This window comes from Caldanaerobacter sp. (assembly GCF_049701115.1).
Classification (GTDB): Bacteria; Bacillota; Thermoanaerobacteria; order Thermoanaerobacterales; family Thermoanaerobacteraceae; genus Thermoanaerobacter.
Genome location: NZ_JBNATX010000001.1, coordinates 51642 through 74119 on the forward strand (window position 1 = coordinate 51642; position 22478 = coordinate 74119).

Here is a 22478-nt window from a genome sequence, read left to right on the forward strand (position 1 = left end):
GAATGTGGCATGGATTTGATAAAAGCTGTAGAAAATGAGCAGCTTAAGAAGGATATTACTCCTTTTAATGTAGGTGACACTGTAAGAGTGTATTACAAGGTCATAGAAGGAGATAGGGAAAGGATTCAACCTTTTGAAGGAATAGTCATTAAAAGAAGTGGGAGTGGTATTAGAGAAACCTTCACTGTAAGGAGAGTCTCTTATGGTGTAGGGGTAGAAAGAACTTTTCCTCTTCACTCACCAAGGCTTGAGAAAATAGAAGTTATAAGAAGAGGGAAAGTAAGAAGGGCAAAACTTTATTACTTGAGAAAAAGAGTAGGAAAGGCAGCAACAAAGATAAAAGAATTGATGGACTAAAAAAGGGGGTTTTACCCCTTTTTTGACTATACTGGAGGAATCAAAGGATGATAAACTGGTACCCAGGGCACATGGCAAAGGCTAAAAAAGAAATTACTAACAATTTAAAACTCGTAGATGTGGTGTACGAGATCGTTGATGCTAGAATCCCGAAAAGTAGTAGGAATCCAGATTTTGATGAAATAATTGGGGAAAAGAAAAGAATAATACTTCTTAACAAAGAAGATCTAGCTGATGAAAATATAACTGAAAAATGGATAGAGCATTATAAAAAGAGTGGGATAGAAGCTGTAAAAATAAATTCTATAACTGGAAGAGGATTTAAGGAATTAGAAAAAAAGACAAAAGAAGTCTGTAAGGAAATTTTAGAAAAGAAGGTCCAAAAAGGACTTACTCCAAGGCTTAGAGGAATGATTCTTGGCATTCCAAATGTGGGTAAATCTACTTTTATAAACACATTAATAGGAGAAAAAAAAGCGAAAACGGGTAATAAACCTGGGGTGACCAAGAACCTGCATTGGATAAGGACTCAATATATTGACCTTTTAGATACGCCAGGGATTTTATGGCCTAAATTTGAAGACAAGACTACAGGGTTAATGCTTGCAATTACAGGTGCTATAAAGGATGAAATTCTGGATGTAGAAGAGGTAGCGCTTTATCTTGTTTTTATTTTAAAAAATCGCTATCCTGACCATTTGATAAATCGCTATAAACTTGATAAAATATGGGAAGAAGAAATAAAAATCATAGAAGAGATTGGTAAAAAAAGAGGTTGCTTTGTGTCAGGAGGAAAAGTAGATTTTATGAAAGCCTCTTTCTTATTGCTTGAAGACTTTAGAAGGGGAAATTTGGGGAGAATTTCACTTGAGGAACCATAAGGGGGAAGCAAATAAATGCTTTCTAAAGTAAAAACTATGGCTATTTTAGGAATAGATTCTTATGTAGTGGATGTAGAAGTTGACTTGGGGACTGGAATACCATCTTTTGATATAGTTGGATTAGGTGATACAGAGATAAAAGAAGCAAGAGATAGAGTGAGAGCCGCTATAAAAAACAGTGATTTTGATTTTCCTTTAAAAAAGATAACAGTAAACCTGGCTCCTGCAGATGTTAAAAAGGAAGGTACTGGTTTTGATTTGCCTTTGGCGATTGGAATTTTAAAAGGAATCGATGTGGTAAAAAGTGACCTTGAAAATATAGCTTTTATTGGAGAGCTTTCTTTAGACGGTAGTGTAAGAGGGGTAAATGGTGTACTTCCAATGGTTATGGGAGCAATTAGAGAAGGAATTTCTTCTATAGTGGTGCCTTTGGACAATGCTGAAGAGGCTTCTGTGGTCAAGGGTATAGAGGTGTATCCTATCAAGACATTAAAGGAGGCAGTAGATTTTTTGAATGGGGAGGCATACATAAAACCTTTTTCTGTTGAATTGGAAAGTTTTTTTGAAAATCCAGATTATAAAGAGGATTTTTCCGAAGTAAAAGGGCAGGAAAATGCAAAAAGAGTTTTGGAGATTGCTGCGGCTGGCTCCCACAATGTGCTAATGATTGGGCCACCGGGAGCTGGTAAAACGATGTTGGCGAGGCGGTTTCCAACTATTCTTCCTCCTCTATCTTTTGAAGAGGCGTTAGAAGTGACAAAAATATACAGTATAGCGGGGCTTTTGCCTAAAGGTAAGCCTCTTGTTACAGAAAGGCCTTTTAGAGCGCCCCATCATACGGTTTCTACCGTTGCGCTGGTGGGAGGAGGAAAGTATCCAAAACCTGGAGAAGTTTCTTTGGCTCACCACGGGGTTTTGTTTTTAGATGAGGCACCAGAATTTAAGAAAGATGCTCTTGAAGTTTTAAGACAGCCTCTGGAAGATGAATTTGTGACTATTACAAGAGTAAATGGGAGTTTTTCATATCCGAGCAAATTTGTACTGATCCTTTCAATGAATCCATGCCCGTGTGGATTTTTTGGAAGCGACACTAATATATGCCATTGTACAGTTAATGAAATAAGACGATATCAAAGCAAAATCTCAGGACCTTTATTGGATAGAATAGATTTGCATGTAGAAGTAAAGCCCCTTAGTAAGGACCATTATTTCGATGAAAGTCGTGAAGCGGAAAGTTCGAGAACTATAAGAGAGAGAGTTGAAAAGGCAAGAAAAATTCAATTAGATAGGTACAAAAATTCGGGTATATTTTCAAATTCTCAGCTCAAAGGGAATTTGCTTAAAAAATATTGTAAACTTGATAGCAAAACAAAGAGTTTTTTAGAAGAGGCTTTTGATAAACTTTCTTTGAGTGCAAGGGGTTACAGCAAAGTTTTAAAGGTAGCTCGAACAATTGCAGACCTTGAAGGAGAAGAAAACATAAAATTAGATCATGTAGCGGAAGCACTTCAATACAGAATAGCAGATGGTAAATACTGGTATAGATGAGAAGGTGTGCAAAGTGAGTTTTAAAGAACTGTTTAATAAAGATGGACTCAAAAGTATTTTTTTCATACTGATTGGTACTTTGATGTCGGCTTTGGGAATCAATATGTTCCTTGTTCATGCGAAACTTTTAAGTGGAGGAGTTTCAGGTATAGCCCTTATAATTCAGTACTTTACAAGGTTTCCTGCAGGATACACCATATTTATTCTCAACATTCCTCTTCTTATATTAAGTTATAAAAAGGTGAATCTACGTTTTACAGTTTTTACTATAATAGGTACTATATCACTTTCTTTTTTCCTAGTATTGACTTATTCATTAAAAAATTTGCTTAGTATTGACGATCCTTTACTTTTAAGTCTTTATGGAGGAGTATTAAATGGGCTTGGAATGGGAATAGTGTTTAGTAATCACGGCTCCACAGGTGGTCTTGATATAATATCGGTAATTGTAAAGAAAAAATACGACAATTTTGAAATTGGTCGCATATCCTTCACAGTAAATTCCATAATTGTGGCTTTAGGAGCAGTATTTTTTGGTTTGACGAGTGCTTTGTATACCCTTGTTTCAATGTACATAACTTCCTACATGGTAGATAAAACAATAAAAGGATTTAACAGACAAAAAATGGTCTTAATCGTGACTGACAAGGTAGAAGAGGTAAGCAAGGAGATAATGACCACATTACACAGGGGAGTTACTCTTTTACACGGGGAAGGAGCTTACACGGGGGTGAGCAAAAAAGTTCTTTATTCGATTGTGTCTTTGACGCAACTGCCTCAATTAAAGCTTATTGTTCATCAAACAGATCCTAATGCTTTTCTTTCCATACTGGATGTGTCAGAGGTTCACGGGAAAGGTTTTGTCAGAGAACTTTTTTAAATTCTTGAAAAGGAGGCGTCCTAATTTGAAAAGGGTTTTTTCAGGAGTACAGCCATCGGGAGACATTCACATAGGGAATTATTTGGGAGCAATGAGGCAATTTGTTGCGCTTCAAGATGACTATGAATGCTTTTTCTGTGTAGTTGATTTACACGCTCTTACGGTTCCCCAAGATCCTGTTGAGCTTAGAAAAAATACCATTGAGTTGGCAGCTTTGTATATGGCTATAGGTCTTGATCCGAAGAAGGTTACACTTTTTGTGCAGTCTCACGTTTCCGCTCATGCAGAGCTGGCATGGCTTTTGCAATGTATAACTTATTTTGGAGAATTAAGTAGAATGACGCAGTTTAAAGAAAAAAGCAAAGGTAAAGAAACAGTCTCTGTAGGACTTTTTACATATCCTGACTTGATGGCAGCTGATATACTCTTGTATAAGACTCATTATGTGCCTGTTGGAGAAGACCAAAAGCAACACTTAGAGCTTACGAGAGATATCGCACAGAGATTTAACAATAGATTTGGAGAGACTTTTGTAATACCTGAGCCAATGATTTTAAAGCTTGGCGCGAGAATAATGAGTTTAACGGATCCGACTAAAAAAATGAGCAAAAGCGATGCTGATCCCAACAATCGAATAAATCTTTTGGATGATCCGGATACTATATATAGAAAAATAATGAAGGCTGTTACGGATTCTGAGACCGAAATAAGGCTTGATTGGGAGAAAAAACCCGGGGTAAGCAATCTGCTCACGATATACAGCCTATTTACGGGTATGGAAATAGAGGAGGTTGTGAATAAATTCAAAGGACAGGGTTATGGGGCCCTCAAGAAAGAACTGGCAGAAGTTGTAATAGATAGGCTTTCCGATATACAGAAAAACTACAAGGATATAAGCGAAGAAGAGGTTTTGAAAGTATTGAGAGAAGGGGCCGAAAAGGCAGAAGCAGTTGCAGTAGAAACCCTTAGAGAAGTAAAGGAAAAGATGGGGCTTATACTGTTTCATTAGAAGAAGGCGTTTGGAATGTGGTTTAATTTTTCCAATGTCAGCGTACTGTGATTTAAGTATATTTCTATTATGTCAAAACGGGGTTGAAAATGCTTGTAGTTAGAAATGGACATGTAAACTTGAGCTATTTTTAAAATTTTTTGCTGTTTGCTAAAATTTACGGCCTCGCTGGGAATACCGAAGTTCATGGAGGTACGAGTTTTTACCTCTACAAAAATTATCTGCCCTTTGTAAAGAGCTATCAAATCTATTTCGCCTATTTTACATTTGAAATTTTTTTCTAAAATTTTGTATCCCTTTTTCTGAAGATACTGGGCAGCTATTTTTTCTCCTTGGCTGCCTATTGCTTTTTTATTCACTTTATTCATCCTTTCAAAAATTTTTTTATATAGCTTTTTCTATGAATAGGAGAGGGTCCATACTTTTTTAAAGCTTCGATATGCTCCTTTGTGCCATATCCCTTGTTTTTTATAAAATTATACTGGGGATATATCTCATGATATTTTCTCATGATTTTATCTCTTTCTACTTTTGCAAGAATTGATGCTGCAGCAATCGATATACTTTTTGCATCCCCTTTTACAATGGAGACTTGTTCTATACTTATGTCTGGAATTGTAAGGGCATCTACTAAAAGGCAATCTATTTTTTCTTTTACTTCGAGTACGGCTTCTTTCATAGCTTTTAAGGTAGCGTTTAATATATTTATTTCATCGATTTCATCATGGTCTACTATTCCTATTCCGTAAGCAACTGCTTGTTTCTTTATTATTTCTGCTAATATTTCCCTTTTATTTTCAGAGAGTTTTTTTGAATCCTTTATTTCAGGAATAAATACGCCTTTGGGAAGTATTACACAAGCGGCTACTACGGGACCTACTAAAGGGCCCCTTCCCGCCTCGTCTACTCCTCCTATGAGGTTAAAACCCTTTTTATAAAGAGCTTTTTCATAAAAACTCATTTCTTCTACCCTTTTCATTTCCTGTTCAAGCCAGTTCTTTGCTGTAGAAGTGAGGTTTAAAAGATCTAAATCTAAAATATATTCTTTATATAAGCGTTCTTTTAACTGACGTAAGTTCAGCTTTATCATTGTATTTTACCACCTTTTATTTATTTGTTCTCCTTTATTTTATCACAGCTTTTGTATTATAATAAAGGTAAATTGAAAAAGAAAGTTACAAAAAGGTGGTATAAGTGGATAGAGAAAAGGTTTTTAAGATATGGTTAAGCAGTGTGGCAGGTATTGGTTATAACTCTTATCGCCAGCTGATAGATTTTTTTAAAAAGGCAGAAGAAGTTTACAGAGCGAGGGAAATTGACATATTTAAGGCTATAGGTAAAAAAAGTCTTACGGAAAAAATAGTGAGGGCGCAAAGCTTGAATCCTTTTGAATACGTAGAAAGATTGGAAAAATTGAAGGTGACAGTATATACACTGGAGGATGATGAGTATCCTGCTCTTCTAAGAGAGATCTACAATCCTCCTGTTGCTCTGTATTTTAAGGGAAGGTTAAATTTGAAAGATAAATTTTCAATAGCCATGGTAGGATCTAGAAAAGCTACTTATTATGGAAGGCAAATTGCTCAAAAACTTTCTTATGAGCTTTCCTCAAAGGGAATAACGGTTGTGAGTGGATTGGCAAGGGGAATAGATACATATTCACATATAGGTGCTTTAGAGGGAAAGGGAAGTACTATAGCGGTTTTGGGATGTGGAATAAATATTGCATATCCTACAGAGAATAAGAAGTTGATGGAGCGAATCGGAGAAGAAGGACTGTTGATATCTGAATATTCTCTCGATTATCCTCCTCTTTCTCAAAACTTTCCGCTAAGGAACAGGATAATAAGCGGACTTTCTCAAGGAGTTGTAGTAGTGGAAGCCGGAGCAAAGAGTGGAGCTTTGATAACGGCGCAGTTTGCATTAGAACAAGGTAGGGAAGTCTTTGCTGTTCCAGGTAATGTGACAAGCGCTTACAGTGCAGGGACAAATGACTTGATAAGGCAGGGAGCAAAGATTGTGACAGGAATTTGGGACATTTTAGAAGAATTTAGTTTTAGAGAAGAATTTGCTGTTTCTTTTTTGGAAGAAGAGGGTCCTTCTTTAACAGAAGAAGAAAAAATGGTGTATGAGTTTATTAAAGAAGCCACAAGGGATGTTGAGGAAATGGCCATCGAGTTAGGTATAAAGCCGTACAAATTAAATGTTATATTGACCTCCCTCATGGTAAAGGGATTGATTGATAGACTTCCCGGGAATAAGTACGCTAAAAAAATTTTTTGATAATTGCAAAAAACTTTGATATAATTAGTAGTTGTTCTGGAGGTGAAGTCATGGCAAAGTCTTTGGTTATAGTAGAATCCCCTGCTAAAGCCAAAACCATTTCGAAATTCCTTGGGAAAAATTTCAAAGTTGCTGCATCCCAGGGCCATGTGAGGGACCTTCCCAAAAGCCAGTTGGGAGTAGATATAGAAAACAACTTTGCTCCCAAATACATAACGATAAGGGGTAAGGGTGAAATAATTGAAAAGTTGAAAAAAGAGGCAAAAGATGCAGAAAAGATTTTTCTTGCTACAGACCCTGATAGGGAAGGAGAAGCAATTTCGTGGCATATTGCTCAGCTTTTAGACCTAGATATCGAAAAACCTTGTAGAATAGAATTTCATGAAATTACAAAAAATGCGGTTCAAAATGCTATAAAAAATCCTCGGAAAATAAATCTCAATTTGGTTAATGCTCAACAGGCGCGAAGGATTCTGGATAGACTCGTTGGATATAAGATTAGTCCTATTCTTTGGAAGAAGATAAAGAGGGGCTTGAGTGCAGGGAGAGTGCAATCGGTAGCTGCGAGGTTGGTTTGCGATAGGGAGAGAGAAATAGAAGCTTTTGTGCCGGAGGAATATTGGAATATCATCGCAGTGCTCTTTGATGAAAAAAACTCTGTAAAGTTTGAAGCAAAATTTTACGGCAAAGAGGAAGAAAAAATTGAGCTTAAGACCAAAGAAGATGTAGATAGAATAATAAATTCCCTTTCCAACGAGTATATTGTGTATAAGGTAAAGACAGGGACAAAAAGGAAAAATCCACCTCCCCCCTTTATTACCAGTACATTGCAACAAGAGGCATCCCGCAAATTAGGCTTTACAGCAAAAAAGACCATGTTGATTGCACAGCAACTTTATGAAGGAATTGAGATAAAGGGAGAGGGAAGTGTAGGTCTTGTGACCTATATAAGGACGGATTCAACAAGGGTAGCGAAAGAAGCTAAAGAAGAAGCCTATCAGTACATTTCTCAAAAGTTTGGAAAGGAGTTCGCTAATCCTAATGCGGAATATGTCTCGAAAAAGGTTAATATCCAGGATGCACATGAAGCCATAAGGCCTACTTCTGTGTTTAGAGTTCCAGAAGTCATAAAAGATTCTTTAACACCAGACCAGTATAAATTGTACAAACTGATATGGGAGAGATTTATAGCGAGTCAAATGATGCCCGCAATTTATGACGTTGTGAACATGGATATTAAAAATGGTGAATACATCTTCAAGGCTTCGGGTTCTACTATGAGATTTTTAGGTTTTATGACCGTATACGTAGAAGGCAGTGACTTTCAAGAGGAAGAGGAAGAAAAAACATTACCTGTATTAGAAGAGGGTGTTAAGCTAAAATTGGAGGAACTAAAGCCTACTCAGCATTTTACGCAACCACCCCCCAGATACACCGAGGCTTCTCTCATTAAGGAATTAGAAGAAAAAGGTATTGGAAGGCCGAGCACTTACGCTCCGACTATTGCCACTCTGTTGGAAAGGGGATATGTGGTCAAAGATAAAAAAGTCTTAAAACCTACAGAGCTTGGATTTATAGTGACAGATGCTTTAAAAGAGTTTTTCTCAGAGATAGTGGATGTGGGCTTTACTGCTGAGATGGAGGAAGAGTTAGACAAAATAGAAGAAGGAAAAGCAGAGTGGTATGAGGTGTTAAGAGATTTTTACCAGAATTTTTATCAAACCTTAAAAGTGGCCGAAGAAAGGATGGAAAAAATAGAAATAGAGGAGAAGGTAGAAGTTACGGATATAAAATGTGAAATTTGTGGAAGGCCAATGGTAGTAAGGAAAGGAAGATACGGTAAATTTTTGGCCTGCTCTGGTTTCCCTGAATGTAAAAACACAAAGCCTTATTTCGAAAAGGTGGGGGTAAAGTGCCCCAAGTGCGGGGGAGAAATCTTAAAGCGATGGAGTAAAAAAGGTAAAGTCTATTACGCTTGTGAGAATTCACCACAATGTGACTTTATATTGTGGGATAAACCGGTGAATGAGAAGTGTCCTGTTTGTGGGAGCCTTATGGTAGAAAAAAACACAAAGAACGGAAAAGTGATAAAATGTTCCAATCCTCAATGTGGATATCAGAAAGAAACTAATTAAAAGAATTTATCAAAAATTTTGAATTGAGCTTGATGCTTCCCACAAAATGTGTTATAAATGTTTAAAGGGGTGTAATTATGTTTAGAGGTACTACTATAGTTGCTGTCAGAAGGGGAGACAGAGTTTCTGTAGCAGGAGATGGGCAAGTTACTTTTGGAGATAGTACTATATTAAAACATGGCGCAAAAAAAATAAGAAGACTTTACAACGGAGAAGTGATAGTGGGTTTTGCTGGGTCTGTAGCAGATGCTATGACCTTATCTCAGAAGTTTGAAGAAAAACTAGAACAATATGGAGGTAATTTAAAAAGAGCGGCAGTGGAGCTGGCACAAGAGTGGAGAAAAGATAAGATTTTAAGAAAGTTGGAAGCGCTTCTGATTGCGGCTGATAAAAAGGATACTTTGCTCATTTCCGGCACAGGAGAAGTTATAGAACCAGATGAAGATGTCATTGGTATAGGTTCTGGTGGTAATTACGCCATGGCTGCCGCTTTAGCTTTAAGGTACAACACGGATTTAGATACAGAAGAAATTGCAAGAAAAGCTTTGGAAATAGCTTCAAAGATATGCGTTTATACGAATAACAACATTACAGTAGAAACACTTTAGACAGGGGGTGAATGAGGTGAAAAATTATACACCTAAGGAGATTGTAGCAGAGCTGGATAAATACATAGTAGGGCAAAAGGAAGCAAAAAAATCCGTGGCAGTAGCGTTGCGAAATAGATACAGGAGGAATCTCCTACCAGAGGAATTCAAAGAAGAAGTCACCCCCAAAAACATTTTGATGGTAGGACCTACTGGAGTGGGTAAGACAGAAATTGCAAGAAGAATAGCTAAACTAGTAGAGGCTCCTTTTGTAAAGGTAGAAGCTACCAAATTTACCGAAGTAGGATATGTAGGAAGAGATGTAGATTCGATGGTGAGAGACCTTGTAGAAGCGGCTGTTAGGATGGTAAAAGAAGAAAAATTAAAAGCTGTTACAGAAAAGGCTAAGAAGTTGGCAGAAGAGAGGCTTATAGATTATCTTTTAGGTAAAAAGAAAAAAACGCCTAAGAACCCTTTTGAAATGATTTTTAACTATCCTTCCACTGAAAGAGTTGAAGAACCATCAGATACCGACAATTACAAAAGAGAAGAGATAAGGCAGAAGCTCAAAAATGGAGAGCTAGACAATTACATGGTGGAGATAGAGGTGACCGATACTACACCTCCGATGCTGGAGATGTATACAAATTTAGGAACAGAAGAGCTTAATATAACGCTTCAAGATATGTTTTCTGACCTTCTACCTAAAAAGAAGAAATTAAGAAAAGTTACTGTAGCAGAAGCAAAAAAAATACTGGAAGCAGAAGAGGCACAAAACCTTATCGATATGGATGAGGTAATAGAGGAGGCTGTAAAAAGGGCTGAAAATGATGGAATAATATTTATCGATGAGATTGATAAAATCGCCAGCACAGGATACGCGGCAGGTCCAGACGTATCAAGGGAGGGAGTACAAAGAGACCTTCTCCCAATAATAGAAGGGTGTACTGTTATGACAAAATATGGGCCTGTGAAGACGGACCACATACTATTTATTGCTGCTGGCGCTTTTAATGTGGCTAAAGTATCTGATTTGATACCGGAACTTCAAGGTAGATTTCCCATAAGAGTGAATTTAAAGCCATTAACTAAAGAAGACTTTGTCAGAATATTAAAAGAACCAAAGAATGCTCTTACAAAGCAGTATCAGGAACTCTTAAAGACAGAAGGCGTGGAAATAAAGTATACTGAAGAAGCAATTGAAACCATTGCAGAAGTTGCTTACCTCATAAATCAGCAGTCTGAAGACATTGGAGCAAGAAGGTTGCATACGGTCATGGAAAAGCTATTTGAAGATCTATCTTTTCATGCACCTGAACTTAAAGGGCAGGAAATACTAATAACGGCTGATTACGTAAAGGAACAATTAAAGGATAGTTTAAACAAGTATGAAGTGAATAAATACATTCTGTGATAAAAATAAAAAGCACAGGAGGATTGAAAAATGACTCTTTTGGAAAAAACGAGGAAGTTAAATAGGATCCTACAAAAAACTGGCATACAACCAGTAGACTTCATGGAAATGGCTTCCATTTTAAAGGAGGTAATTGAAGCCAATGTCTATATACTAAGTAGAAAAGGAAAAGTTTTAGGATACAGCGCTTTAAAGGACTATGGAGATGAAGTTTTTATAAAAGATAAGGCTATTCCTGAAGAATACAATGACAGGCTTTTAAAGGTTACTGAAACATTAGCAAATGATAAAGGGAAGCTCTTTAAAGAAGAGAAGGCTTTATCTGACTTGATAGTTACTGTGGTTCCCATAAATGGGGGTGGAGATAGACTAGGCACCCTGCTTCTTATAAGAGCTACAAAAGAATTTACCGATGATGATTTGATAATAGCAGAATATGGGGCAACAGTAGTAGGGCTTGAGATTTTGAGGGCAAAGAATGAGGAAATTGAGGAAGAGGCAAGAAAAAGGGCTGTTGTTCAAATGGCTTTGGGTACCCTTTCTTATTCCGAGCTTCAAGCCATAAAGAATATATTTGAAGAATTAAAAGGGAAAGAGGGACTTTTAGTTGCCAGCAAAATAGCTGATAAAGTAGGAATTACAAGGTCTGTGATTGTAAATGCTTTGAGAAAATTTGAAAGTGCCGGAATAATTGAGTCACGGTCTTTAGGTATGAAAGGGACCCACATAAGGATATTGAATGAAAAACTTTTAGAAGAACTTGAAAAAATGAAAAAAGATTAACCCCTGCTAAAGCAGGGGTTTTTATTTTGGAAAATAGGACTTTTTTCTTATGGAGGAAAATGTTAAGACATGGTATAATAATATTCGATAAAATTTGATATTATTTTACAAAAAAGGTAAGGTTAAAAAAGTGTTAAATATTTATTTTTTGGAGTAATTTAGCAGGATTTTTGAGATTTTTGTCGAATTAAGTATATTGTGGTCGAAGGAGGGGAGAAAATGTGGGAGAATATAGACCTTCTAGCAAAAGGTTTGTACGCTTCTACGGTGAGAAGCAATGTTATAGCGAATAATATAGCTAATGTAGATACACCGAATTTTAAAAGGTCTGAAGTCAAATTTGAAGAAATTCTTAAAGAAGCCTTATATGGTAATAAGTTAAAGGGCTATGTAACGCATCCATCTCACATTCCAATAGGTCCTCCCTTAGTATATTCCATAAGACCAGAGATTTATCAAATTAATACCACCTCAATGAGACTGGATGGCAATAATGTGGATATAGATTATGAGATGTCTCAGCTTGCTAAAAATCAGCTTTACTATTATGCCCTTGTGCAGAGGGTGAGTGGGGAACTTAATTCAATTATGACAGCTGTAAAAGATGGGAGGTAATTGGAAGTGGGCTTATTTAGTTCAATGGATATAAGTGCGAGCGGGTTGTCAGCTGAAAGGGTGAGGATGGATGTCGTATCTCAAAATATTGCCAATGTTAATACTACGAGGACTATTCAAGGCGGCCCTTATAGGAGGAAATTAGTGGTATTCAAAGAAATTCAACCGGATAGCTTCCAAAGTGTATTGGAAAAAGTCAGAGGAAAATATACGGGTAAGGGAGTAGAAGTAGTACGGGTAATGGAGGATGAGCAAACTCCTTTAAGGCGGGTTTATGAACCTGGACATCCGGATGCGGACGAACAAGGATATGTTTCCTATCCTAATGTGAATATCGTGGCAGAGATGGTAGATATGATTTCTGCAACTCGAGCTTACGAAGCCAATGTAACTGCTTTTAATGCTGCTAAAGCTATGTTTCAAAAATCTTTAGAAATAGGAAAATAAAGGAGTAGAGTAAAATGATAAACCAAGTTACTAATGTACAGCCTGTTACTCTTACACAGACCAATAATATTTCACCCTCAACCAATAAGATAAATAGTTTTTCTGATTTTTTAAAAGAGGCGCTAAATAAGGTAAACGACTTACAGCTTCAAGCAATAGAGGATGACAAGAAGTTAGTTACAGGGGAAATTGATGATATAAATAAAGTCATGATAGATGCTGTTAAGGCAGATATCGCACTTCAGCTCACAATACAGATAAAAAATAAGGTATTGGAGGCCTATCAAGAAATAATGAGGATGCCGCTTTAAGGCCTTGCTATGAAATGAGGTGAATCAATGCCACAAGCTATCTCCAATTTTAAAGAACAGCTTTTAAACCTATGGAATAAGTTTGACAAGAGACAAAAAATACAGCTTACAGTTATAGCGATTCTCATTTTTGTAAGCATAAGTTTACTTGTATACATAGCCAATAGACCTAATTACGTGGTGTTGTATTCTGATTTGAGCTTAAAAGATGCTGGAATAGTGGTAGAAAAGTTGAAGAGTGAATTTAAAGTCCCATATAAATTATCGGATAATGGAACCACAATTTTAGTTCCTGCTCAGTATAAAGATGAAATAAGAATGAAACTGGCAACAGAGGGAATCCCACAAGGGGGATTCAGTTTCCAAGAAGCGATGAACAATTCTCTTTCAACAACAGACCAAGAAAGGCGGCAGAAGTATCTGTATTTTGTGCAGAATGAGATACAAAACTCTTTAAAGACTATAGAAGGTGTAGAGGATGCTATTGTAAACATTGTGGTTCCTGATCAAAACGCTTTTGTGCTTTCTACAAATACTACCCAAGCTACGGCTGCAGTCCTCCTCACTTTGAAGCCGGGTGCTACTCTTACCCCTTCTCAAGTCAAAGGAATAGTGGATTTCGTCTCAAAAAGTGTGGAGGGATTGAAACCGGAGAACGTTACGGTAATTGATAGTACTGGAAAGATTTTGATACCAGAAAACGACTCTATTGCAGAAAATGCCACTAATCAGTTTGCCCTTCAAAAAAAGGTTCAGGAAGAACTGCAAAACAGCCTTCAGACCCTTTTAGAACAGGTTTTTGGTCCAGGCAATGTAGTAGTTAGAGCAAGTGTAAGGTTAAATTTTGACAAAAAAACAGAAGACAGAATCGAATATGTTCCTGTTCAGGGCAATGATAACAAAGGAATTATAAGGAGTGTGCAGGAATTAAAAGAAAAGGCCACAGGTTCACAGAGCGGCAGCCCTACAGGAACCGCTTCAGCTACCCCACCAGGAAGTGGAGCACTTTCTGCACAAAATAATAATACCTCCAGTTATGACAAAACGGAGACTACTATAAATTATGAAATAAATCAGATCAAGACGACGCTTGAAGAAGCTCAAGGGAAAATAGAGGACATATCGGTTGCCGTTGTTGTAAATAAGTCTCTAAATACTTCTATGCAGCAGCAAATCACGGACTTAGTTAAAAATGCTGCAGGAGGTAACAATGTAAAAGTCTCGGTGCAGGGAATTCCTTTTAACCAGGATTTGCTAAAGGCAATGCAGGCCCAGAAGAAAGTAGCACAAGGTGTACCTGTTTACCTTTGGGCTATTATAGCTGCAGTAGCTTTGGGAGGAGGTTTGTTAGCTTTTATAATGACTAGAAGAAGGAAACCAGAAGAAGCTATTGCTGCTGCTGAAGAGGAAACACTGGCTACAGCACAGCCTGTCGAAGAGATAGTGATAACTGAAAGGGATGAAAAGAAGAAGCAAATAGAAAAATTGATAAAAGAAAAGCCAGATATAGTGGTACAACTTATAAGAACATGGCTTAACGAAGAGTAGGTGATGATTATGGCAAGAGGTTCTTTAACTGGTAGACAAAAAAGTGCAATGCTTCTTATAGCTTTAGGTCCGGAGCTTTCCGCTCAAATATACAAGCACTTGAGGGAAGAAGAAATAGAGCAGTTAACATTAGAGATTGCCAGCATAAGAAATCTCACCCCTGAAGAAAAACAGAGGATAATAGACGAGTTTTATAATATGTGCATTGCACAGGAATACATAATAGAAGGCGGAATAGAATATGCAAAAACCGTTTTGGAAAAGGCTTTAGGTAGTCAAGAGGCTTTTGAGATAATCAATAAACTGACCTCTTCTTTGAAGGTAAGACCATTTGACTTCATAAGAAGAGCAGATCCTTCTCAAGTTCTCAATTTCATACAGAATGAGCACCCTCAGACGATAGCAATGATTTTATCCTATTTAAAACCTCAACAGGCGGGCGCAATTCTTTCTTCCTTGCCTGAGAAACTGCAGGCAGAAGTAGCAATGAGAATTGCAAAAATGGAAAGCACCTCTCCTGAAGTGGTAAAAGAGGTGGAGAGGATTCTGGAAAGGAAGCTTTCTTCTCTTGTTACTCAGGATTATACTTCTTCAGGCGGAATTCAAACTATTGTAGATATACTTAACTCTGTCGACAGGAGTACAGAGAAGAACATTTTGGATACGCTAGAGACGATAGATATAGAACTTGTGGAAGAAATAAAGAAAAGAATGTTTGTATTTGAAGATATTGTTACACTGGATTCGAGGTCTATACAGAGAGTGCTAAGAGAGGTAGACAATCACGATATTGCTCTTGCTTTAAAAGGTGCTAGCGAAGAAGTGCAAAAGGTTATCTACAGCAATATGTCAAAACGCCTTGCAGAGATGATAAAAGAGGATATACAGTACATGGGCCCTGTTAGGTTAAAAGATGTGGAAGAAGCTCAGCAGAGAATTGTCAACATAATACGAAAGCTGGAAGAAGCGGGCGAAATAGTAATTTCAAGAGGAGGAGGGGACGAGATTATTGTATAGGTATTATAAGGAAAAAGAAGTTTCCATCTCCTCTCCTTTCTTCCTAAAACTCGTGGTTCCTGAAAAAAGGAGAGATATTGAAACGGATGCAGATGAGAAAAAAGAAAGTCATGAGGCGAGAAATGACCTTGCCCTAGCGAAAGAGATGATAGAAAGAGCTAAACAGGTTCAAAAAGAGGTGCTTTCGAAAACAAGAGAAGACATTGAAAAAATGCTGAGGGCAGCGGAAAAAAGGGCTAAGGAGCTGGAAGAGGAATATCGAATAAAGGGATACGAAGACGGCTACAGAGCTGGTTATGAAGAAGGATATAAAAAAGGGGAAGAGAAGGCGAAAGTTTTAATTGAGGAAGCAAAAGCCCTAAAAGATGAGATATTAGAAGAGAAAAAGAGATTATATAAGGCGGCAGAGAGTGAAATGGTAAATGTGATTTTAGAAGCCGTAGAAAAAATAGTAGGCAGACATGTGGAAGAGGATAAGGACTTGATACTCACCCTGATAAAAAAGGGAATGGAAAATTATAACGCTTTCGATAAGGTGACTGTGAGAGTTAGTGAAGATGACTATGAATACTGTCTTAAAAATAAAGACAAGATTTTGAAAGACGTGGAGCTTTTAGATGAGATAAACATTGTCAAAGATCTCTCATTGAGAAAGGGAGACTGCATAATTGAGACGAATTCTGGAGTGGTGAACTCCGGTGTAACCACTCAGTTAAAAACTCTAAAAAGTTTATTTGCAGGTGTGTTAAATGAGTAGCGGAATTCTAGAAAAGTATTCAAAAGTGTTAAAGGAAAAAAGGTTGGTAGAATACTATGGAAAAGTTTCTCAGGTCATAGGACTTACTATAGAGAGCGTAGGACCTCTTTCTAACGTAGGTGAAATATGCCACATAAAGACGATTGACGGGAAAGAAGTGCTAGCAGAGGTGGTAGGTTTTAAAGACGAAAAAGTTTATCTTATGCCTCTTGGAAATATGGAAGGGATTGGACCCGGTAGTAAAGTTATAGCTACAGGACAGACTCTAAAAGTCAATGTGGGGAAATCACTTTTAGGAAGGGTGCTGGATGGGCTTGGCAATCCAATAGATGGGAAAGGACCTTTAAGATACGAGAAGTCTATCCCTGTAAATAATACACCACCGGACCCTTTGGAAAGAAAGCGAATAAAAGAAGTAATGCCTCTTGGTATAAAAGCAATAGATGGACTTTTGACTTGTGGTAAGGGCCAGAGAATTGGAATTTTTGCTGGAAGTGGTGTTGGGAAAAGCACTCTTCTTGGTATGATGGCAAGAAATGCAAAAGCTGATTTAAACGTAATTGCCTTAATTGGTGAAAGAGGAAGAGAAGTGAATGAATTTATAGAAAAAGATTTAGGAAAAGAGGGACTAGAAAGGTCTGTGGTGGTGGTAGCAACTTCCGACACCCCGGCTCTTGTAAGGGTAAAAGGAGCTATGACTGCTACTGCTATAGCGGAGTACTTCAGGGACGAGGGGCTTGATGTTCTTTTGATGATGGACTCTATAACGCGCTTTGCTATGGCTCAAAGGGAAATAGGTTTATCAATAGGAGAGGCTCCTGTTTCGAGAGGATATACACCTTCTGTATTTTCTGTGCTTCCAAAGCTTTTAGAGAGGTCAGGTTCTTCCAAAAAAGGAACAATAACAGCTCTTTACACTGTTTTGGTAGATGGAGATGACCTGAATGAACCCATCGCCGATGCCGTGAGAGGCATACTGGATGGTCATATAGTTTTATCAAGAAAGCTTGCAAACAAGAATCATTATCCAGCCATTGATGTATTGGCTAGTGTCAGCAGAGTGATAAATGATATCATAACTGAGGAACACAAAGAACTTGTAGCAAAATTCAAAGATATTTTAGCTACTTACATAGAAGCCGAAGACCTTATAAACATAGGAGCTTATAATTTTGGCACCAATCCTAAAATTGATGAGGCTATTGAGCTCAATGAGAAAATGAACAATTTTTTAAGGCAGAAAATAGATGAAGCTTATGATTTTGAAACGACTAAGAAACTTTTAGCTAACTCTCTTGAAAGGTGATGAGGATGAAAAAATTTGTGTTCGGCCTTCAATCGGTGTTAAACTTAAAACAACAATCAGAAAAAATTGAAAAGGAAAATTTAGCAAAAATTTTAAATGAAATAGATAGAGAAAAGAAAAAATTGGAAGTGTTAAAAACACATCTTCGGGAGGTAATGGAAAATTTTAATCAGGAAATTGAAGCAGGGACTACGATGTACAAATTGGCAGAGGCAGAAGCTTATATGGGAAAAGTTAGGAAGATGATTGAGATGCAGGAGTACTATATTTCTGAATTAGAGAAAGAAGCAGAAAAGGTAAGAGAGGAACTTCTAAGATTGTCTAAAGAAAAAAAAGCCTTAGAAAATCTCAAGGAAAGACGATTTTCTGAATATATGTACCTTTTAAACCTGGAGCAAGCAAAAGTCATAGATGAGCATATAAGTTATAAGATCGCCAAATCCTATTAGGAGGATATTTCCATGCAAAAAGAACAGGTTCAGGAGGTAAAAAGGCCAAAGGTCAAATTATTCATAATTCTTGCCTTCATATTAATCGTGATTTCCACTTTCCTTTTGGTGTTTTTCAATGTAGGTGGAAGCCAGACTTTCATCACGAAAAAGCTTTCGAGCATTCCCTTTTTGAAGGGAGTTGTTTCTCCTTCTGTCAGAGAGGATAAAGACGCCATAATTGGAAAACTGAATGAAGAAATACAAAGAAAAGAGGCCATTATTTCAGAAAACGAACAGAAGATAAAGGAGCAGGAGGCTCAAATAGAAAGCCTAAAAAAAGAGATAGAGGAGTTAAAAAGTGAAAATCTTCTTTTGAAACAGCAGTTTGAGAGTAGGCAAAACAGTTTAAAAGATATAGCTACATACTATCAAAATATGGATCCCCAGCGAGCCGCTGAGATTTTGGGCAATTTATCGGATCAAGAAATTATAAATGTTCTTATTACGATGAATAAAGACAGCGCTTCAAAAATACTAGAGGCTTTAAAACCAGAAAAGGCTGCAAAAATAACCAATATACTCTTAAAAGAAGCCACAATGGTGCCTTAGAAAGGAGGTGAGGAATTGAGTGAACAGCTTGCGGTCCAAGAATTGTTGCCATTTTTAAAACTTGGGGAAGGGAAGATTAGAGTAGGAGGTGAAACAGAAAAGGGAGAGATAAATTTTCTTGATTTCCTTTTAATGGAACTTACTGGCGAAAAAAAAGAAGAAGCTTTGGGTGTATTTCCTTCACAATTGGAAAAGAGCAAATCTTTTTCAAAAGACGGGATTGACGAAATTAAAGTCTGTAAAAATCATGAGAAAAACATCGAAAAAAGCAAATTAGAAGATTTTTTACCTTTTATAGTTGAGGATGTGGTTTTTCTATTGTCAAATATACCTGAGCAAAAAATTCAATTAGATGTAGGACAAGTTGAGGAAAAATTAAAAAGCGTCTTACAAAACTTAATGAAAAACGGAACCCACGGCTTCAGTGAGATTGCAAAAAAAATAAGTGAATTTTTAAGGGAAAACTTTCATATACAGCTCTCTCCAAAAGATATTGAAACACAAATGAGAATTGCGATTGAAAAAAGCACGAAAACTCCTGTTTCTAAAGATTTAATGGAGGAAAATTTTCCAGTAGAAAATAAAACAGAACCTGAAAGTAAGGTTTTTAAGCCCAAGATGTTCATGAGAATGAATCCTATTCAAGGAGAGACAAAAGAAGAAAAAACAACGGAAAACAGATTTGATTTAAAACAGGAGTTTACTCTTTTAGAAAATAAAGGAAAGTTTTTTGAGGGGTTAAAAAAAGAACCAGCTCATAAAACAAATGAAAGCATAAATAAGTTGTTTCAGCAAGTAGTGGATAGTGTATTTGCCGCAAAAATTAAAGGCCTTTCTTCTGTCACTGTGCATTTAAAACCAGAAGTACTTGGGAAACTTCAGATTAACTTAAGGTCAATAGATGGCAGTGTAGTTGCAACTATTATTACAGAAAGTGAAAAGACAAAGCACCAGATTGAATCGAACTTGTCTTTACTTCAGGCACAACTGGATTTGAAGGGAATAAAAATTGAGAGTGTAAATGTGACTGTAGATAGAAATTTCCAGTTTACATATCAATACACAGGGGAAGGAAACTATCAAAAATATTCTCACGGCGACAATGACGACACATCTGGTTTTCGAAGGTTTGCCTCACGGAGTTATTTGATGACCGAAGAAGTGGAGCCTTTTTCTCAGGGTATCTCTTTGAAAGATGGACATCTTGACCTTAAGGCATAGAAAGGAGAGGATTTTAATGAATGTAAACACAAATTATATTTTTCCACCTATTTCTAGTCAAAATAGAACTGCTGCAAAAAATGAATTAGGTAAAGATGATTTTCTGATGCTTTTGGTGACCCAGCTTAAAAACCAAGACCCTTTAAATCCTATAGATGACAAGGAATTTTTAGCACAGCTCGCTCAGTTTTCGGCTTTAGAGCAAATGCAAAACTTAAATGAAAGCTTTACTTCTGTAAAAGCTATGTCTTTTATAGGGAAAAATATTCATGCCTCTATAAATGATGGAAATGGGAACTACAGAGAGGTTTTTGGAAAAGTTGAAGGAGTCTACAGAGAAAATGGTCAGTATTTTCTCAATGTAAGAGGGTTAGATGTACCGTTGGATGCTGTAAAAGCTGTCTTTGAGTGAGGTGATAGTTTGAAGGTCAATTTTAGCCCCATAAATGAGCATAGTGTAAAGAGTATTCAGCCCCATAAAAGTGAAAACTTCAATCAGGTTTTTCAAGAAAAGTTATCAGAGCTCAAATTTTCAAAGCATTCCCTTTTGCGGATGGAGACTCGAAACGTCAAGCTTACAGATGAAGAGCGCAAAAAGCTTTTAGAGGCAGTTGAAAAAGCCAATAGCAAGGGAATAAAAGACTCTCTTATAATAATGGACAATAAAGCTTTTGTAGTGAATTTAAAATCTAAAACAGTAATAACAGCAATGGATAAAAGCATGTTAAAAAACAGTGTTTTTACAAATATAGATGGTGCTGTTATAATATGAGCTGGACCTTAACGGAGGCTCATCCACCTTTGAGTGACTGAGAAGGTGGGCAGCGCCAATAAAAAAGGAGGAGAAAGAATGTTAAGGTCGATGTATTCTGCAATTTCAGGTTTGCAGGTCCATCAAGCAAGGTTAGATGTTATTGGAAATAATATTGCCAATGTAAATACTGTGGGATATAAAGCGAGCAGGATGACTTTTAAAGAGATTTTCAGCCAGACCATAAAAGGAGCTTCTGCACCTCATGGAAATGGAGGAGGAACAAATCCTCAGCAGATTGGTTTAGGAGTTGCTATAGCTTCTATTGATACGCTGTTCACAAGGGGAGGAGCTCAAAGAACAGACAACCCAACCGATTTATCAATTGATGGAAATGGATTTTTCATAGTATCAAATGGAGAATCGATCCTTTATACAAGGGCGGGGAATTTCAGCTTTGACTCTCATGGGGACCTTGTTACTCCTGATGGATACAAGGTCTTAGGTTGGATGTCGACTGATGGAAAGACCGTAAACACCGACACAGGGAATTTAGTTCCTATAAGCCTTAAAAATTGGTTTGGGATGGAACCCTCTACTACTACTCAATTAGAGATAGGTGGAAATTTAAATGCTTCTACAGGAATAAGGCAGAGTGTAAGCTACAATATAATTGTGTATGACACACAGGGTGGAAGCCATGTAGCTACAATAACTTTTACAAGGCAAGATGCTAATAACTGGAATTGGAGTGTAACTTCGCAGGACCCTTACATTTCTTCTGTTGATGGTTCAGGGACAATCACTTTTAGACCTGATGGAAAGATAGATACTAATACGCCAGCTACTGGAACTCTAACTTTTAACATGAATACAAGTAATACAAATGCGACAATTGGACCCGTTAATCTTGACCTTTCGAAGCTTACAATGTTCTCGACAGAAACAGACCTTAGAGAATTGAGCAAAAATGGCAGTGAAGCAGGAGCTTTGCAGAGCATAAACATTGATAAATATGGAGTTGTATCTGGAATATATTCAAATGGAAGGAGGCAGGTCATCGGGCAGATAGCTCTTGCTGACTTCCAGAACCCTATGGGTTTAGAAAAGGTAGGCAATACGATGTTTATAAATACAGTTAACTCAGGAGAACCCATGATAGGAGCAGCAGGAAGTGGTACCAGAGGCAGCATAAACCCTGGAACCTTAGAGATGTCAAATGTCAATCTGGCCAATGAATTTGTAGATATGATTACGACTCAGAGAGGTTTTCAGGCCAATGCTAAAGTGATAACCGTTTCTGATGAAATGCTTCAGGACTTAGTAAACATGAAAAGATAAAATTTAGCCTGCTGGGTTTTCCCAGCAGGCGTGATGGAGGAAATACATGATTTACGTTACAAAGCTCAATGATGAGCAATTTGTATTGAATGCTGACCTCATTGAGTCTATAGAAAAAACACCGGATACGGTCATAAGCCTTACGACAGGGAAAAAGATTGTAGTAAAAGAAACACCTGAAGAGGTCGTAAAAAAAGTGATTGAATACAAAAGAAAAATTTTTGCAGGAGAAAATGAGTAAAGAGGT

26 protein-coding genes are annotated in these 22478 nt (G+C 37.1%); 24 read left to right on the forward strand and 2 right to left on the reverse strand.

The genetic code is table 11. The features are described from left to right. Positions 1-9: 9 nt before the first annotated feature. The 5 genes from rplS to trpS are packed head-to-tail and all read left to right on the forward strand — an operon-like array spanning position 10 to position 4675. Positions 10-357 carry a 50S ribosomal protein L19 gene (rplS, locus tag ACPLVE_RS00305; protein ID WP_424608790.1) on the forward strand — a complete coding sequence of 116 codons (348 nt, stop codon included), beginning with the start codon at positions 10-12 and terminating at the stop codon, positions 355-357. 47 nt (positions 358-404) lie between these two features. Further along, positions 405-1238: a ribosome biogenesis GTPase YlqF gene (gene ylqF, locus ACPLVE_RS00310; protein ID WP_424608791.1), complete on the forward strand. Its 834-nt coding sequence runs from the start codon at positions 405-407 to the stop codon at positions 1236-1238. A 15-nt stretch (positions 1239-1253) separates the two neighbouring features. Beyond that, positions 1254-2786: a YifB family Mg chelatase-like AAA ATPase gene (locus ACPLVE_RS00315; RefSeq protein ID WP_424608793.1), complete on the forward strand. Its 1533-nt coding sequence runs from the start codon at positions 1254-1256 to the stop codon at positions 2784-2786. A 13-nt stretch (positions 2787-2799) separates the two neighbouring features. Next, entirely contained in the window at positions 2800-3666 is an 867-nt protein-coding gene (locus tag ACPLVE_RS00320) for a YitT family protein (protein ID WP_424609156.1), read from the forward strand. 25 nt (positions 3667-3691) lie between these two features. Continuing rightward, positions 3692-4675, forward strand: a complete 984-nt coding sequence (gene trpS, locus ACPLVE_RS00325; protein ID WP_424608795.1) for a tryptophan--tRNA ligase — start codon at positions 3692-3694, stop codon at positions 4673-4675. On the opposite strand, the gene ACPLVE_RS00330 is transcribed toward trpS, so the two are convergent. After that, complete coding sequence (locus ACPLVE_RS00330; RefSeq protein ID WP_424608797.1) at positions 4672-5034, reverse strand: YraN family protein; 363 nt, start codon at positions 5032-5034, stop codon at positions 4672-4674. The genes trpS and ACPLVE_RS00330 overlap by 4 nt on opposite strands. 5 nt (positions 5035-5039) lie before the next feature. Next, positions 5040-5765 carry a ribonuclease HII gene (locus tag ACPLVE_RS00335; protein ID WP_424608799.1) on the reverse strand — a complete coding sequence of 242 codons (726 nt, stop codon included), beginning with the start codon at positions 5763-5765 and terminating at the stop codon, positions 5040-5042. A gap of 104 nt (positions 5766-5869) precedes the next feature. On the opposite strand from ACPLVE_RS00335, the gene dprA reads away from it, so the two are divergent. From dprA to ACPLVE_RS00430, 19 genes are all read left to right on the forward strand, one after another. Then, positions 5870-6958 carry a DNA-processing protein DprA gene (gene dprA / locus ACPLVE_RS00340; protein ID WP_424608800.1) on the forward strand — a complete coding sequence of 363 codons (1089 nt, stop codon included), beginning with the start codon at positions 5870-5872 and terminating at the stop codon, positions 6956-6958. Positions 6959-7008: 50 nt separating this feature from the next. Then, positions 7009-9093 carry a type I DNA topoisomerase gene (topA, locus tag ACPLVE_RS00345; RefSeq protein WP_424608802.1) on the forward strand — a complete coding sequence of 695 codons (2085 nt, stop codon included), beginning with the start codon at positions 7009-7011 and terminating at the stop codon, positions 9091-9093. 77 nt (positions 9094-9170) lie between these two features. Then, positions 9171-9701 carry an ATP-dependent protease subunit HslV gene (gene hslV, locus ACPLVE_RS00350; RefSeq protein ID WP_011025718.1) on the forward strand — a complete coding sequence of 177 codons (531 nt, stop codon included), beginning with the start codon at positions 9171-9173 and terminating at the stop codon, positions 9699-9701. Positions 9702-9717: 16 nt separating this feature from the next. Further along, entirely contained in the window at positions 9718-11094 is a 1377-nt protein-coding gene (gene hslU, locus ACPLVE_RS00355) for an ATP-dependent protease ATPase subunit HslU (RefSeq protein ID WP_424608804.1), read from the forward strand. Positions 11095-11124: 30 nt separating this feature from the next. Continuing rightward, positions 11125-11877: a GTP-sensing pleiotropic transcriptional regulator CodY gene (gene codY, locus ACPLVE_RS00360; protein WP_424608806.1), complete on the forward strand. Its 753-nt coding sequence runs from the start codon at positions 11125-11127 to the stop codon at positions 11875-11877. 219 nt (positions 11878-12096) lie between these two features. Beyond that, positions 12097-12492, forward strand: a complete 396-nt coding sequence (gene flgB / locus ACPLVE_RS00365; RefSeq protein ID WP_424608808.1) for a flagellar basal body rod protein FlgB — start codon at positions 12097-12099, stop codon at positions 12490-12492. A gap of 6 nt (positions 12493-12498) precedes the next feature. Then, a complete protein-coding gene (flgC, locus tag ACPLVE_RS00370) occupies positions 12499-12939 on the forward strand; it encodes a flagellar basal body rod protein FlgC (RefSeq protein ID WP_424608809.1) in 441 nt (146 codons plus the stop codon). Positions 12940-12953: 14 nt separating this feature from the next. Then, on the forward strand, positions 12954-13250 hold the full coding sequence (gene fliE, locus ACPLVE_RS00375) for a flagellar hook-basal body complex protein FliE (RefSeq protein ID WP_424608811.1): 297 nt from the start codon (positions 12954-12956) through the stop codon (positions 13248-13250). A 27-nt stretch (positions 13251-13277) separates the two neighbouring features. Further along, positions 13278-14798: a flagellar basal-body MS-ring/collar protein FliF gene (fliF, locus tag ACPLVE_RS00380; protein ID WP_424608813.1), complete on the forward strand. Its 1521-nt coding sequence runs from the start codon at positions 13278-13280 to the stop codon at positions 14796-14798. Between the two features lie 9 nt (positions 14799-14807). Then, on the forward strand, positions 14808-15815 hold the full coding sequence (gene fliG / locus ACPLVE_RS00385) for a flagellar motor switch protein FliG (RefSeq protein ID WP_424609157.1): 1008 nt from the start codon (positions 14808-14810) through the stop codon (positions 15813-15815). Next, positions 15808-16572 carry a FliH/SctL family protein gene (locus ACPLVE_RS00390; protein ID WP_424608815.1) on the forward strand — a complete coding sequence of 255 codons (765 nt, stop codon included), beginning with the start codon at positions 15808-15810 and terminating at the stop codon, positions 16570-16572. The genes fliG and ACPLVE_RS00390 overlap by 8 nt, the downstream gene beginning before the upstream one ends. Next, positions 16565-17878, forward strand: coding sequence for a flagellar protein export ATPase FliI (gene fliI, locus ACPLVE_RS00395; RefSeq protein ID WP_424608817.1), 1314 nt, complete (start codon positions 16565-16567; stop codon positions 17876-17878). The genes ACPLVE_RS00390 and fliI overlap by 8 nt, the downstream gene beginning before the upstream one ends. 5 nt (positions 17879-17883) lie before the next feature. Beyond that, positions 17884-18327, forward strand: a complete 444-nt coding sequence (fliJ, locus tag ACPLVE_RS00400) for a flagellar export protein FliJ (RefSeq protein WP_424608819.1) — start codon at positions 17884-17886, stop codon at positions 18325-18327. A gap of 12 nt (positions 18328-18339) precedes the next feature. Beyond that, entirely contained in the window at positions 18340-18918 is a 579-nt protein-coding gene (locus ACPLVE_RS00405; RefSeq protein ID WP_424608820.1) for a MotE family protein, read from the forward strand. Between the two features lie 15 nt (positions 18919-18933). After that, positions 18934-20139: a flagellar hook-length control protein FliK gene (locus tag ACPLVE_RS00410; RefSeq protein WP_424608822.1), complete on the forward strand. Its 1206-nt coding sequence runs from the start codon at positions 18934-18936 to the stop codon at positions 20137-20139. Between the two features lie 16 nt (positions 20140-20155). Next, on the forward strand, positions 20156-20551 hold the full coding sequence (locus tag ACPLVE_RS00415; protein WP_424608823.1) for a flagellar hook capping FlgD N-terminal domain-containing protein: 396 nt from the start codon (positions 20156-20158) through the stop codon (positions 20549-20551). Between the two features lie 30 nt (positions 20552-20581). Further along, positions 20582-20911, forward strand: coding sequence for a TIGR02530 family flagellar biosynthesis protein (locus ACPLVE_RS00420; protein WP_424609159.1), 330 nt, complete (start codon positions 20582-20584; stop codon positions 20909-20911). A gap of 78 nt (positions 20912-20989) precedes the next feature. Then, positions 20990-22231 carry a flagellar basal-body rod protein FlgF gene (flgF, locus tag ACPLVE_RS00425; protein WP_424608825.1) on the forward strand — a complete coding sequence of 414 codons (1242 nt, stop codon included), beginning with the start codon at positions 20990-20992 and terminating at the stop codon, positions 22229-22231. 46 nt (positions 22232-22277) lie between these two features. Then, complete coding sequence (locus tag ACPLVE_RS00430; RefSeq protein ID WP_424608826.1) at positions 22278-22472, forward strand: flagellar FlbD family protein; 195 nt, start codon at positions 22278-22280, stop codon at positions 22470-22472. Positions 22473-22478: the final 6 nt, after the last annotated feature.

Coding starts and splice junctions, on each gene's coding strand:
- rplS (WP_424608790.1), top strand. CDS start 10: ATGGATTTGATAAAAGCTGTAGAAAATGAGCAGCTTAAGAAGGATATT.
- ylqF (WP_424608791.1), top strand. CDS start 405: ATGATAAACTGGTACCCAGGGCACATGGCAAAGGCTAAAAAAGAAATT.
- ACPLVE_RS00315 (WP_424608793.1), top strand. CDS start 1,254: ATGCTTTCTAAAGTAAAAACTATGGCTATTTTAGGAATAGATTCTTAT.
- ACPLVE_RS00335 (WP_424608799.1), bottom strand. CDS start 5,765: ATGATAAAGCTGAACTTACGTCAGTTAAAAGAACGCTTATATAAAGAA.
- topA (WP_424608802.1), top strand. CDS start 7,009: ATGGCAAAGTCTTTGGTTATAGTAGAATCCCCTGCTAAAGCCAAAACC.
- hslV (WP_011025718.1), top strand. CDS start 9,171: ATGTTTAGAGGTACTACTATAGTTGCTGTCAGAAGGGGAGACAGAGTT.
- codY (WP_424608806.1), top strand. CDS start 11,125: ATGACTCTTTTGGAAAAAACGAGGAAGTTAAATAGGATCCTACAAAAA.
- flgB (WP_424608808.1), top strand. CDS start 12,097: ATGTGGGAGAATATAGACCTTCTAGCAAAAGGTTTGTACGCTTCTACG.
- fliE (WP_424608811.1), top strand. CDS start 12,954: ATGATAAACCAAGTTACTAATGTACAGCCTGTTACTCTTACACAGACC.
- fliF (WP_424608813.1), top strand. CDS start 13,278: ATGCCACAAGCTATCTCCAATTTTAAAGAACAGCTTTTAAACCTATGG.
- fliG (WP_424609157.1), top strand. CDS start 14,808: ATGGCAAGAGGTTCTTTAACTGGTAGACAAAAAAGTGCAATGCTTCTT.
- fliI (WP_424608817.1), top strand. CDS start 16,565: ATGAGTAGCGGAATTCTAGAAAAGTATTCAAAAGTGTTAAAGGAAAAA.
- fliJ (WP_424608819.1), top strand. CDS start 17,884: ATGAAAAAATTTGTGTTCGGCCTTCAATCGGTGTTAAACTTAAAACAA.
- ACPLVE_RS00405 (WP_424608820.1), top strand. CDS start 18,340: ATGCAAAAAGAACAGGTTCAGGAGGTAAAAAGGCCAAAGGTCAAATTA.
- ACPLVE_RS00415 (WP_424608823.1), top strand. CDS start 20,156: ATGAATGTAAACACAAATTATATTTTTCCACCTATTTCTAGTCAAAAT.
- flgF (WP_424608825.1), top strand. CDS start 20,990: ATGTTAAGGTCGATGTATTCTGCAATTTCAGGTTTGCAGGTCCATCAA.
- ACPLVE_RS00430 (WP_424608826.1), top strand. CDS start 22,278: ATGATTTACGTTACAAAGCTCAATGATGAGCAATTTGTATTGAATGCT.